The sequence below is a fragment of the Paragemmobacter ruber genome, from assembly GCF_009908315.1.
In the GTDB taxonomy this organism is placed as follows: domain Bacteria; phylum Pseudomonadota; class Alphaproteobacteria; order Rhodobacterales; family Rhodobacteraceae; genus Paragemmobacter; species Paragemmobacter ruber.
Window position 1 is genome coordinate 896,807 of record NZ_JAAATW010000001.1, and the last position, 12,605, is coordinate 909,411.

13 protein-coding genes are annotated in these 12,605 nt (G+C 66.0%); 5 read left to right on the forward strand and 8 right to left on the reverse strand.

The window, feature by feature from the left end; all coding sequences use genetic code 11:
* The gene (locus GU920_RS04345; RefSeq protein ID WP_161765722.1) at nucleotides 1–1,047 is read left to right on the forward strand and encodes a substrate-binding domain-containing protein; all 1,047 of its coding nucleotides are present in this window, start codon (nucleotides 1–3) and stop codon (nucleotides 1,045–1,047) included.
* 64 nt (nucleotides 1,048–1,111) lie between these two features.
* Here GU920_RS04345 and GU920_RS04350 read toward each other — a convergent pair whose 3' ends face one another.
* On the reverse strand, nucleotides 1,112–2,131 hold the full coding sequence (locus tag GU920_RS04350; protein ID WP_161765723.1) for a LacI family DNA-binding transcriptional regulator: 1,020 nt from the start codon (nucleotides 2,129–2,131) through the stop codon (nucleotides 1,112–1,114).
* An 89-nt stretch (nucleotides 2,132–2,220) separates the two neighbouring features.
* Between GU920_RS04350 and GU920_RS04355 the strand changes: the two genes are divergently transcribed.
* The 3 genes from GU920_RS04355 to GU920_RS04365 are packed head-to-tail and all read left to right on the forward strand — an operon-like array spanning nucleotide 2,221 to nucleotide 4,994.
* On the forward strand, nucleotides 2,221–2,706 hold the full coding sequence (locus GU920_RS04355) for a TRAP transporter small permease (RefSeq protein WP_161765724.1): 486 nt from the start codon (nucleotides 2,221–2,223) through the stop codon (nucleotides 2,704–2,706).
* Nucleotides 2,703–3,992, forward strand: a complete 1,290-nt coding sequence (locus tag GU920_RS04360; protein WP_161765725.1) for a TRAP transporter large permease subunit — start codon at nucleotides 2,703–2,705, stop codon at nucleotides 3,990–3,992. Before GU920_RS04355 ends, GU920_RS04360 begins: the two co-directional genes overlap by 4 nt.
* Nucleotides 3,993–4,019: 27 nt before the next feature.
* Nucleotides 4,020–4,994, forward strand: coding sequence for a DctP family TRAP transporter solute-binding subunit (locus GU920_RS04365; RefSeq protein ID WP_161765726.1), 975 nt, complete (start codon nucleotides 4,020–4,022; stop codon nucleotides 4,992–4,994).
* A 66-nt stretch (nucleotides 4,995–5,060) separates the two neighbouring features.
* Here GU920_RS04365 and GU920_RS04370 read toward each other — a convergent pair whose 3' ends face one another.
* The 7 genes from GU920_RS04370 to GU920_RS04400 all read right to left on the reverse strand — a co-directional run bounded on the left by GU920_RS04370 (nucleotide 5,061) and on the right by GU920_RS04400 (nucleotide 11,719).
* The gene (locus tag GU920_RS04370) at nucleotides 5,061–5,411 is read right to left on the reverse strand and encodes an H-type lectin domain-containing protein (protein ID WP_161766521.1); all 351 of its coding nucleotides are present in this window, start codon (nucleotides 5,409–5,411) and stop codon (nucleotides 5,061–5,063) included.
* Nucleotides 5,412–5,536: 125 nt separating this feature from the next.
* On the reverse strand, nucleotides 5,537–5,929 hold the full coding sequence (locus tag GU920_RS04375; protein WP_161765727.1) for a F0F1 ATP synthase subunit epsilon: 393 nt from the start codon (nucleotides 5,927–5,929) through the stop codon (nucleotides 5,537–5,539).
* 12 nt (nucleotides 5,930–5,941) lie between these two features.
* Nucleotides 5,942–7,375, reverse strand: a complete 1,434-nt coding sequence (gene atpD, locus GU920_RS04380) for a F0F1 ATP synthase subunit beta (protein ID WP_161765728.1) — start codon at nucleotides 7,373–7,375, stop codon at nucleotides 5,942–5,944.
* A gap of 17 nt (nucleotides 7,376–7,392) precedes the next feature.
* Nucleotides 7,393–8,259 (reverse strand): F0F1 ATP synthase subunit gamma, encoded by an 867-nt coding sequence (locus GU920_RS04385; protein ID WP_161765729.1) that lies wholly within the window; start codon nucleotides 8,257–8,259, stop codon nucleotides 7,393–7,395.
* 23 nt (nucleotides 8,260–8,282) lie between these two features.
* Nucleotides 8,283–9,821 carry a F0F1 ATP synthase subunit alpha gene (atpA, locus tag GU920_RS04390; protein ID WP_161765730.1) on the reverse strand — a complete coding sequence of 513 codons (1,539 nt, stop codon included), beginning with the start codon at nucleotides 9,819–9,821 and terminating at the stop codon, nucleotides 8,283–8,285.
* Nucleotides 9,821–10,381, reverse strand: a complete 561-nt coding sequence (locus tag GU920_RS04395; RefSeq protein WP_161765731.1) for a F0F1 ATP synthase subunit delta — start codon at nucleotides 10,379–10,381, stop codon at nucleotides 9,821–9,823. Before GU920_RS04395 ends, atpA begins: the two co-directional genes overlap by 1 nt.
* A 573-nt stretch (nucleotides 10,382–10,954) precedes the next feature.
* Nucleotides 10,955–11,719 (reverse strand): class I SAM-dependent methyltransferase, encoded by a 765-nt coding sequence (locus GU920_RS04400; RefSeq protein ID WP_161765732.1) that lies wholly within the window; start codon nucleotides 11,717–11,719, stop codon nucleotides 10,955–10,957.
* A gap of 63 nt (nucleotides 11,720–11,782) precedes the next feature.
* Between GU920_RS04400 and gloB the strand changes: the two genes are divergently transcribed.
* Nucleotides 11,783–12,550 (forward strand): hydroxyacylglutathione hydrolase, encoded by a 768-nt coding sequence (gene gloB / locus GU920_RS04405; protein ID WP_161765733.1) that lies wholly within the window; start codon nucleotides 11,783–11,785, stop codon nucleotides 12,548–12,550.
* The last annotated feature ends 55 nt before the right edge of the window (nucleotides 12,551–12,605 follow it).

Here is a 12,605-nt window from a genome sequence, read left to right on the forward strand (position 1 = left end):
ATGCTGAGACGCACCCTTTTCAACGCCCTTCTCGCCGGAACGATCATGGCCACCATGGGCCTGCCCGCCCTGTCGCAAGAGGCATTTGACGGCCCGACCACCGGCCCCAAGGCGGCAGAAGGCAAGACCATCGTCGTCCTCGCGGGCGATCTGAAGAATGGCGGCATCCTCGGCGTCACCACGGGGATCGAGGAAGCCGCCGCCAAGATCGGCTGGACGGTCAAGGTGCTGGATGGCGCGGGTTCGGTCCAGAACCGCTCTGCCGCCGTGGGCCAAGCGCTGGCGCTGAACCCCGATGGCATCGTCATCAATGGCTTTGACGCCGCCGAACAGCAGACCGCGCTCGAAGGTGTGACGGCGGCAGGCATCCCGATGGTGTCATGGCATTCCGGCCCCAAGATCGGCTGCGACGCGCCGGGCGGCATCTTCGCAAATGTCTCGACCGATGCGATGACTGTGTCCGACGTGGCGGCGCAATGGGCGCTGGAAGATGCGGGTGGCAAGCCGGGCGTGGTGATCTTCACCGACTCGACCTATCAGATCGCCATCGACAAGGCCGACCGGATGAAGGCCGCCATCGAAGCGGGCGGCGGCACCGTCCTTGAATATGTCGATACGCCCATCGCCGAAACCTCGACCCGCATGGGGCCGCTGACGACCACGCTTCTGCAAAAGCACGGCGCGGCATGGACCCATTCGCTGGCCATCAACGACCTTTACTTCGATTTCATGGGTCCCTCGCTGGCCGCCGCAGGGATCGACGGCAAGGGCGCGCCCAAGGCCGGCTCCGCAGGAGACGGGTCCGAGGCCGCGTTCCAGCGCATCCGCACCGGCCAGTATCAGGCCGTCACCGTGGCCGAACCGCTGAACCTGCAGGGCTGGCAGCTTGTCGATGAACTCAACCGCGCGATCCAGGGCGAGGCCTGCTCGGGCTACATCACCGCCCCGGCGCTGGTGACGGAAGAGGCGCTGGCCGGGACCGAAGGCAATGCCTTTGACCCGAACAACGGCTACCGCGAGGCTTATGCCGCCATCTGGGGCAAATAACCCCGGCCAGAAGATGGAAAGGCGACCCCGGCCCCCCAAGGCCGGGGTCGTTCCCGTTCCGGGGTCAGGGCCGCACCGTCGTCCCCGGCACGATCTGGAAATCCACCAGATCCGTCCGCGCCTCACCCGGTTGCAGCAGGGCCTGCGCCGCCCGCGCGCCGATCTCGTGCAGCGGCACCTCCAGCGTGGTCAGCCGCGTCTGGATCGCATGGCGCAGCGACGTGCCGTTGAACCCGATGACGGATGTCCGCCCCGGCACCTCCACCCCCGCCGCCAGCAGCGCGCGCAGCCCGCCAATCGCCATCGCATCGTTCAGGTAATGGATCGCCTCGGGTGGCGGCCCCTCGGCCAGCAGCGCCGCCGTCAGCGCCTGCCCCGTCACCGCATCGCGCGGCAGCGCCTCATCGGCCAGCACGCGGCATCGCCCCCCGGCCTCGCGCAGACGCTGGCGGAACCCCTCCATCCGCCGCGCTGCGCACAGGTCCCGGTCCAGTTGCGCCCCGACATAGCAGGCATCCCGCAACCCGCGCGACAGGAAGATATCCGCCGCCGCCCGCCCCGCCGCGCGATGCGACAGCCCGACCGTGGCATCCAGATCGGGCCGGTCCCCATCCCAAAGCTGCACGCAGCGCACCCCGCTCTGGCGCAGCACATGCACGCTGGCCGCCGTCCGCTCCAGCCCCCCGGTCAGAATCAGCCCCGACGGCTTCAGCGACAGCACCGTTCGCACCAGCCGCGCCTCGTTCTCGGGATCAAAGAATGTCTCACCGATGAAACTGGAAAATCCGCGCGGCACCAGCACCGCGTTGATGCCGGCCAGAACGCCGGCATAGACCATGTCGCCGATCGACGGGATCAGGATGCCCACGATCTGGCTGCTCTGCGACGACAACGCCCCGGCAAGCCCGTTCGGCACATAGCCCAGGGCATCCGCCACCTCGCGCACGCGCTGGCGCGTCGCGGCACTGATGCGCCCGGTCCCGCGCAGCACCTTGGACACCGTCATCGGGCTGACACCGGCAGCGGCGGCAACCGTGACGATTGTCGGGGCCTTGGGGCCAGCGGGGGGTTGACTCGATTTCATGTTATCGTTACCAATTTGGGTTAACGATAACCCACCGGAGGAATTTCCCGCAAGGGAAAAGGAGGGTGTCGCCACAGAGGAGGAAGCTCATGCCAACTGTCATCCGGCGGTTCTGGTCGGTCATCGACCTTGTGCTGGTGGCCCTGATGGGCGCCATGATCGCCATCGTTTTCGCCAATGTGGTGCTGCGCTACGGCTTTTCCTCGGGCATCCGCCAATCGGTCGAACTGGCCCGGCTGGCCTTTGTCTGGATCGCGCTCGTCGGTGCGGCGGTCACCCTGCGCCGTGACGAACACCTCGCGCTGACCGAGTTTTCCGAAACCTATTTCCCCCGCGCCGTCCCCCTGCTGCGGCGGGTCTGCTGGGGAATCGTGATCCTGACCATGGTGATGTTCTTCATCGGCGCCTGGCACCAGATGATGGCGAACTGGTCCAACATCTCGTCCCTGACCGGCCTGCCTTCGGCGCTTTTCTATCTGGCAGGCGTGATTTCGGCCGTGCTGATGGGCGGTGTTGCCGTGGTGCGCCTGATCGACCCCACCCCCTTTGCCAAATCGGAAGGCCACGGCGAATGACCCTTGTCCTCTTTCTCGCCGTCCTCTTCCTCGGCATCCTGATCGGCCTGCCCATCGCCTTTGCACTGCTGCTCGCCTCGGTCGCGCTGATGCTGCAGCTTGACAGCTTCAACCCCGACATCCTCGCCCAAGGGCTGGTCAACGGGGTGGACAGCTTCCCCCTGCTCGCCATCCCCTTCTTCCTTGTTGCGGGCGAGGTGATGTCGCGCGGCGGCCTGTCCACCCGCATCGTCGCGCTGGCCATGACGCTGGTTGGCCACCGCCGGGGTGGCCTTGGCTATGTGGCGATCATCACCTCCATCGTGCTGGCGGGCCTGTCCGGCTCGGCCGTGGCCGATGCGGCGGCGCTGGTGTCGATCCTGTACCCGATGATGCGGAACGCGGGCTATCCCGAAGGCCGCAGTCTTGGCCTTCTCGGCTCGGGCGGGATCATCGCCCCGATCATCCCGCCCTCGCTGCCGCTCATCCTGATGGGCGTGGCGGGTAATATCTCCATCGGCAAGCTCTTCATGGCGGGCATCGCCCCCGGCCTGATGATGGGCCTGACGCTGATGCTGGTCTGGCGCTACATGATGCGCAACGAAGAGATCGCCACCCTGCCCCGCGCCAGCCGCGCCGAACGTCTGGCCGCGCTGAAGGATGGCTTCTGGGCGCTGCTCCTGCCCGTCATCATTATCGGCGGCATCCGCTCGGGCGCCTTCACCCCGACCGAGGCCGCCGTCGTCGCCGCGGTTTACGCGATCCTCGTCTCGCTCTTCATCTACCGCTCGGTCACCTGGTCGATGCTCTATGATGTGCTGCTCTCCTCGGCCCGCTCCACCGCCATGGTGATGTTCCTTGTCGGCGCCGCGATGGTGGCCTCGTGGCTCATCACGGTGGCGCAACTGCCCCAGCAGCTGGGCGTCCTGCTTGCCCCGCTGATCGACAACCCGCGCCTCCTGATGCTCGTCATCATGCTGATCGTCTTCGCCGTCGGCATGGTGATGGACCTTGCGCCCACGATCCTGATCCTCGTGCCGCTCTTCATGCCGCTGGTGACCATGGCCGGGATCGACCCCGTCTATTTCGGGCTGATGTTCGTGCTGAACTGCTCCATCGGCCTGCTCACCCCGCCTGTCGGCACCGTGCTCAACGTCATCTGCGGCGTCGCCAAGGTGAACATGAGCACCGCCGTCCGTGGCGTCACGCCCTTTGTCGCCGCCTATACGGTGCTGCTGGGGCTTTTCATCCTGTTTCCTGAACTCATCACCATCCCCGCCGAAATCCTCGGCGGCTCAACCCGATAGATCGACCAGATAAAGGGAGGACTGACCATGAACCTATTCAAGACACTCGGCCTTGCTTCGGCCTTCGCCCTGTCCGCCTTCGCGGCGCAGGCGCAGACCGAACTCAAGCTCGCCCATGCCGCGCCGGAAACCGACCTGCAACAGACCCTGTCGCTCTTCTTCAAGGAACAGGTCGAAGCGCGCACCAATGGCTCTGTCACCGTGGCGATCTTCCCGCAGGGCCAGCTTGGCAATGACGCGGCCATGATCGACGGCGCCCGCTCGGGCATCATCGACATCGCCATTTCGGGCCTTAACAACTTCACCGGGCTGGTTCCCGCCGCCGGGGCCTTCGAACTGCCCTTCCTCTTCCCCGACCGCACCACCGCCTATGCGGTGCTCGATGGCGAGATCGGCCAAGGCATCGCGGGCGAATTCACCCAGCACGGGCTCAAGGTGCTGGGCTTCCCCGAAAACGGCTACCGCAACATGACCAACAACCGCGGCCCGATCCGCACCCCCGCCGATGTGTCGGGCCTGAACATGCGGGTCAACAACTCCAAGGCGCTGAACGAGATGTTCGCCCTCTTGGGTGCCAACCCCACGCAACTGCCGGTGGCCGAACTCTACACCGCGCTGGAAACCGGCGTCGTGGACGCGCAGGATCACCCCGTGGGCATCGTGCTGTCCTTCAAGTTCAACGAGGTTCAGCAGTATCTCAGCCAGACCCAGCACGCCTATTCCGCGCTGGCCATGGTGATGAACGATGCCAAACTCGCCAGCCTGACGCCGGATGAACAGAAGGTCATCACCGAAGTTGCCGCCGAAGCCGTCGCCATGCAGCGCAAGGCCGCGCAGGACAAGGAAGCCGGCATGATCGAGGAACTCAAGGCCGCCGGGATGGAAGTGAACAGCGATGTTGACGTGGCCGCCTTCCAGGCCGCGGTCAAACCGGTCTGGGACAGCTTCATCGCCGAACAGGGCGATGCGGTGGTCAGCGCCATCCTCGCCGCGCAGCAATAAGCCCAGCATCACCGGAACGCAGGTCAGGGGCGGGCAACCGCCCCTTTCCTTTTGCGCTGGCCCGCCTCAGTCGATCTCCCAGTCTTCCTCATCGCGCAGCGGGCCGATCGCCGTCCAATCCGCGCGGATGCGCGCGATGCGCGTGTCGCCCCAGGTGCGGAACACCAGCTGGAACCCCGTCTCGGTCACGCTTTCTGCCGTCAGGTCGGCGCGCATGTTGGTACGGTGGTCCATGTCCCACAGCGATATGCCCACCATCACCGCCGGAACCCCGCGGAACGCCTCTGGAAAGGTCACAAGGAACCGGCTTTCCCGGTCCCCGCTGCCCGTCCACATCACGCCATCCGACGCGAAATCCGAAAACAAGACGCGCGAGCCCTGCAAGATCCCGATGGAGTTGGCCGACATGCGCTTCATCTTCGGTCGCTTCATTCTACACCTGCCACCCCCTACACGGCCGGAACCGGGCCGGGTGGCACCATAGCAGAAGGCCCCGCCATGCAAGCGGGGCCTTCGATATCCTATACGAAAGGACAGTCGGGTTAAACCCCGGCCGCCGCCCGCATCGCCAGCATGTCCGCCACCAGCTTGTCGGCGGCATCCTTGTCCGACGCCGTCGCCGCCGCTTCTCGAGCCTCGGCGATCAGCGCATCGAACAGCGCGGCATTAGCCTCTTCCACCGGCACCGCACGCTCGGCCAGAACCGAAACGGCGCTCGCCGTGATGTCGGCAAAACCGCCCGTCACCACAAAGGATTGCACCCCGGTCGCGGAAACCGCCTTCAGGATGCCGGGGCGCAGCGTAGTGATGGTGGGGGCATGCCCCTCCATCGCCGTCAGGTCGCCATCGGCCCCCGGGATCTGCACCTCGCTCGCCGCGACGGAAGCCAGCTTCCGTTCCGGCGAGACAAGGTCGAATTGCAGCGTGCCTGCCATCGGCCCGCCCCCTTATGCGGCTTGCGCGGCGAGACGCTGCGCCTTGGCGATCACCTCGTCGATGTCGCCCACCATGTAGAAGGCCGCTTCCGGCAGGTGGTCATATTCACCCGCCACCACCGCCTTGAAGGACGCGATGGTTTTCTCCAGCGGCACCTGCACGCCGTCCGAACCGGTGAAGACCTTCGCCACGTCGAAGGGCTGCGACAGGAAACGCTGGATCTTCCGGGCGCGGGCCACGGTCAGCTTGTCCTCTTCGCTCAGTTCGTCCATCCCCAGAATGGCGATGATGTCCTGCAGCGACTTGTAGCGCTGCAGGATGCCCTGAACCGAACGCGCCACATTGTAGTGCTCTTCGCCCAGGATCTGCGGGTCCATCAGACGCGAGGTCGAATCGAGCGGGTCCACCGCCGGATAGATCCCCAGTTCCGAAATGGCGCGCGAAAGCACGGTCGTTGCGTCAAGGTGCGCAAAGGACGTGGCCGGCGCCGGGTCGGTCAGGTCGTCGGCCGGCACATAGATCGCCTGCACCGAAGTGATCGAGCCCGCCTTGGTCGAGGTGATGCGCTCTTGCAGCGCGCCCATGTCGGTGGCCAGCGTCGGCTGATAGCCCACGGCGCTGGGGATACGGCCCAGCAGAGCCGACACTTCCGAACCGGCCTGCGTGAAGCGGAAGATATTGTCCACGAAGAACAGCACGTCCGTGCCGGACTGGTCGCGGAACTGTTCGGCCAGCGTCAGGCCGGTCAGCGCCACGCGCGCACGCGCCCCCGGGGGCTCGTTCATCTGGCCATAGACCAGCGCCACCTTGGATTCGGCAAGATTGTCGATCTTGATGACGCCCGATTCCATCATCTCGTGATACAGGTCGTTCCCTTCACGGGTCCGCTCGCCCACACCCGCGAAGACGGAATAGCCGGAGTGCACCTTGGCGATGTTGTTGATCAGTTCCATGATCAGAACCGTCTTGCCCACGCCCGCGCCACCGAACAGGCCGATCTTCCCGCCCTTGGCGTAAGGCGCCAGCAGGTCGATCACCTTGATCCCCGTGACGAGGATCTGGCTCTCCGTCGCCTGCTCGCTGAATTGCGGGGCAGGCTGGTGGATCGCGCGGCTCTGGTCCGCGGCAATCGGGCCCTTCTCGTCGATCGGCTCGCCGATCACGTTCAGGATGCGGCCCAGCGTCGCGTCGCCCACGGGAACCGAGATCGGCGCGCCGAGGTCCTTCACCGCCGCGCCACGGACCAGACCTTCGGTCGCGTCCATGGCGATGGTGCGGACGGTGTTCTCGCCCAGATGCTGGGCAACCTCCAGAACCAGCCGCTTGCCGTTGTTGTCCGTCTCCAGCGCGTTCAGGATCGCCGGAAGCGCCCCGTCGAACTGCACGTCAACGACAGCGCCGATCACCTGCGTGACTTTGCCCTGCGTGGCTTTGCCTTGTGCCATGTTGTTTCTCCGGTTCCTCAGAGCGCCTCAGCGCCCGAAATGATTTCGATAAGCTCTTTGGTGATCGCCGCCTGACGCGAGCGGTTGTACTGGATCGTCAGCTTGTTGATCATGTCGCCCGCGTTCCGCGTGGCGTTGTCCATCGCCGACATCCGCGCGCCCTGTTCGGATGCGCCATTCTCCAGCAGCGCCGCGAAGACCTGCGTCGCAACCCCGCGCGGCAGCAGATCGGTCAGGATCGCTTCCTCGCTCGGCTCATAGTCATACAGCGCGGATACGCCGCCGCCTTCGAACTGCGCCGGGATCACCTGCTGCGCCGTCGGGATCTGGCTGATGACCGACTGGAAGCGGTTAAAGAACAGCGTCGCCACGTCGAACTCGCCCGCCTCGAACCGCGACAGGATCTCGCGCGCGATGGCCTGCGCGTTGACATAGCCCACCCGCTTCACTTCGCTCAGGTCGATATGGCCCACGAAATGCGCCGACAGGTCGCGCTTCAACTGCTCGCGCCCCTTCTTGCCGACGGTCAGGATCTTCACCGTCTTACCCGCCGCCAGCAATTCCTGCGCCCGCGCCCGCGCCAGACGCGCGATCGACGAGTTGAAACCACCGCACAGGCCCCGCTCGGCGGTCATGACCACCAGAAGGTGCACCTTGTCCGACCCCGTCCCCGACAAAAGCCGGGGCGCGCTGGGGGACTGGCCCACGGATGCCGCCAGCCCCGCCACCACGGCATTCATCCGCTCGGCATAGGGGCGGGCCGCTTCCGCAGCCTCCTGGGCGCGGCGAAGCTTCGCCGCCGCGACCATCTGCATCGCCTTCGTGATCTTCCGCGTGTTCTTCACGCTTCCGATACGGTTTTTCAGGTCCTTAAGGCTGGGCATCTGCCTTCTCCCTCAAGGGCCAATCAGGCGAAGTCTTTGGCGAACGCATCAAGCTCCGCGCGGATCGCCTTCTCCAGATCGCCCGCCACCTTACGGTCGTTCTTGGTGATGTCCTCCAGCAGGCCCGCGCCCTTGGTGCGCAGGTGCTTCAGAAGACCGGCCTCGAACCGGCCCACATCCTTCACCGCGATCTTGTCGAGATAGCCGTTGGTGCCCGCATAGATCACGCAGACGATCTCGGCATTGGTCAGCGGCGAATATTGCGGCTGCTTCATCAGCTCCGTCAGGCGCGCGCCCCGGTTCAAGAGCTGCTGCGTCGCGGCGTCGAGGTCCGACCCGAACTGCGCGAAGGCCGCCATCTCGCGGTACTGCGCCAGTTCCAGCTTCACCTTGCCCGCCACCGATTTCATGGCCGAGGTTTGCGCCGAAGACCCCACGCGCGACACCGACAGACCGGTGTTCACGGCCGGACGGATGCCCTGATAGAACAGTTCGGTTTCCAGGAAGATCTGCCCGTCGGTGATCGAGATCACGTTGGTCGGAATGAAGGCCGACACGTCGCCGCCCTGCGTTTCGATGATCGGCAGCGCGGTCAGCGACCCGGCCCCGAAATCCTCGTTCAGCTTGGCCGAACGCTCCAGCAGGCGCGAGTGCAGATAGAACACGTCGCCCGGATAGGCCTCACGCCCCGGCGGACGGCGCAGCAGCAGCGACATCTGGCGGTAGGCCACGGCCTGCTTGGACAGGTCATCATAGATGATCAGCGCATGGCGGCCGTTATCGCGGAAGTATTCCGCCATCGCGGTCGCGGCATAGGGGGCCAGGAACTGCATCGGCGCGGGATCCGATGCGGTGGCCGCCACCACGATCGTATAGTCGATCGCGCCCGTTTCCTCCAGCTTCTTCACCAGCTGCGCCACGGTCGAACGCTTCTGCCCGACGGCCACATAGATGCAGTACAGCTTCTTCGATTCATCCGAACCGGCGGCCTCGTTATAGACCTTCTGGTTCAGGATGGTGTCCAGCGCCACGGCGGTCTTGCCGGTCTGACGGTCGCCGATGATCAGTTCGCGCTGGCCACGGCCAACGGGGATCATCGCGTCCACGGCCTTCAGGCCGGTCGCCATCGGTTCATGCACCGATTTGCGCGGAATGATGCCCGGGGCCTTCACATCGGCCACGCGACGCTCGGTCGCCTTGATCGGGCCTTTCCCGTCGATCGGGTTGCCAAGGCCGTCCACGACGCGGCCCAGCAGCGCATCCCCGGCCGGCACGTCCACGATGGACTTGGTGCGCTTGACCGTGTCGCCTTCCTTGATGTCCTGGTCCGACCCGAAGATCACGACGCCGACGTTATCGACTTCGAGGTTCAGCGCCATCCCGCGGATGCCGCCGGGGAATTCCACCATCTCGCCGGCCTGAACATTGTCCAGCCCGTGCACGCGGGCGATCCCGTCGCCGACCGACAGCACGCGCCCGACTTCTGCCACTTCGGCATCCTTGCCGAAGTTCTTGATCTGCTCTTTCAGGATCGCAGAGATCTCAGCAGCCTGAATTCCCATCACCCAACCTCTTTCATTGCATTCTGGAGAGCCGCGAGCTTCGCCTTGACCGACGTGTCGATCATGGTCGAGCCCAGCTTGACGACAAGACCACCGATGAGGCTTTCATCGACGGCAACCTTCAGTTTCACATCCTTGCCGACACGCGCCTTCAGCGTCGCGGCCAGTGCCTTGGTCTGCGCATCCGACAGCGCGGCGGCGGCGGTCACCTCGGCGGTCACCTCCCCCCGGTCAGCGGCGATGCGCGCCAGCACATCCGTCACCAGTTGCGGCAGCACGAACAGCCGCCGGTTCGCCGCCATCAGGGCCAGCGTGTTGGCGGTCAGCGCCGACAGTTTCATCTTCTTGGCGATGGCGCCCATGGCCGCCGCCTGATCATCGCGGCTGATCACCGGCGATGCGATCATCGCGGTCAGCTCGGGGCTTGCCGCCAGCGCCGCGGCCAGCGCTTCGGCATCCGCCTCCAGCCCCTTCAGCGCGTTGTCTTCCTTCGCCAACTCGAACAAGGCGGTGGCGTATCGAGAGGCTATGCCAGAGGAGATCGAAGCTGGTTCGGACACGTCAACCCTTCCGCTGTGTTGGCCCCGCCCCCGCACCGATTGGCACAGGTCAAGGGCATCCCAGGGCGCAGGGAGGCCCCTGCGTCTGTCAATTCGCGCGGTCTGTAGCAGAGGCGCCGTTAGCCCGCAACACGTAAGGTCGCGGGAATGTGAGGTTCGCACGCAGCTTTTACAAAGCCCCCGCCGCACCCCCCGCCCGCTGCGACCATTTGCGCAGCCCAAGGCCCGTCCAGCCCCCCTCCACCACATGCCGCGGCGCAGAATCAGCCCCTTCCGCAAGCCCAACCCGTCCCGGGCCTGACCCGGCGCCTTCCCCTCCGCCCTCACGGCAGCACACCACCCGGACACCCGCGCCAGCCAGAAGCCCCGGATCAAGCCCGGGGCGGCAGTCCCGCGCCCCAGCAGGCCTGCAGAACCGAACCCGCCCCTTCATCTTGGCCCCAAATACCCCCGGGGGGGGGGCGCGGCACGCGCCGGGGGGCTGGCCCCCCTCACGCCCGCAGCGTGCGGCACGCGCGACGCGGGGAAAAAGCCGCATGCCGTCCCCGCCCGCGGGGGCGGCATTCCGCAAGATCACCGCTCGCGCAGGTCCATCGCCGGTTCCGGCACACCTTTGCCCACGCCTTCCAGCACCTTCAGCGGGCGCCGCACCACCGCGCCCAACCCCCCGCGCGTCGGGGCATAGACCTGCTTTGATGCCTCAACCATCAGCACGCCCCCCGCCAGCCACGGGCCGAAGCGCCGCCCGAAACCTTCCCAGAAATCCGCCGTCCGCAGCCAGAACCGCCCCTGCGACGGCGGCGCGAACAGCGCCGCACAGGTCCGCTCGGGCGTGAAGCCATGGCGTTTCAACTGCGTCTCCAGCTGTGTCATCGAATAGGGGCGGCCAAAGCCGAAGGGGGTGATGTCGCGCCGCGACCACAGGCCGGATCGGTTCGGCACCACGATCAGCGCCCGCCCCCCCGGCCCCAGCACCCGATGCGCCTCTTCCAGCACGGCGCCGGGATGCTCTGATGTCTCCAGCCCATGCATCATCACCAGCCGGTCCACCATGCCCGTGGGCACGGGCCAATGCGTCTCTTCGCACAGGACGCTCACATTCTCCATGCCGGCAGGCCATGGCATCACGCCCTGCGGGCCGGGCATCAGCCCGATCACCCGGCGGCTCTCGGCCAGATAGGGCCGCAAAAGCGGCACCGCAAAGCCGAAGCCCGCCACCGTCTGCCCGGTCTGGACCGGCCACAGCCGCAGCACCTGATCGCGGATCGCGCGCTGCGCCACGCGGCCCAGCTGCGTGCGGTAATAGAAATTCCGCAGATCCAGCACATCAAGGTGCATTGCGCTTGGCGTCCCCACCGGTCCAGTCTGGCGCCCAGCATAGCGAAACCCGGATCCAATACCATGCCGCTTGAACTCGTCACCATTCCCTGCCTGTCGGACAATTACGCCTACCTCCTCCATGACGCGCAAAGCGGCGCGACGGCGGTGGTCGATGTCCCCGAAGCCGCGCCGATCCGCGCCGCATTGGACGAACGCGGCTGGCGGCTCAGCGACATCTGGATCACCCATCACCATGACGATCACATCCAGGGCATCCCCGACCTGCGCACCAGCACCGGCGCCCGGGTGACGGGCGCGGCGGCCGATGCCCACCGCCTGCCACCGCTCGATGTCGCCCTGCCCGACGAAGCCAGCTTCACCTTCGCCCGGTCACAGGTCACAACCTTCCCCGTCCCCGGCCACACTGTGGGCCATATCGCCTATCACCTGCCCGACGACCGCCTCGCCTTCACCGGCGACAGCCTGATGTCGGCAGGCTGCGGGCGGCTCTTCGAAGGCACGCCCGCGCAGATGTGGGCCTCGCTCTCGCGGCTGGCGAAACTGCCCCCCGACACGCTCATCTGTTCGGGTCACGAATACACCGCCTCGAACCTGCGTTTCGCGCTCACCCTTGAACCCGCCAACCCCGCGCTTATCTTGCGTAACGACCGGGTCATCGTGGCGCGCGGAGAAGGCCGTCCCACCCTGCCCGTGCCATTGTCCCTCGAACTGGAAACCAACCCGTTCCTGCGTGCGCATCTTCCCGAACTGAAAGCCGCGATCGGCCAGCCCGATGCCAGCGACCTCGCCGCTTTCACCGACATCCGCGCCCGCAAGGACAGGTTCTGAACAAACTCTGCATCCGCTGGATCACTTTTTGCAGCAACGGTGCGGCAAACCGCAA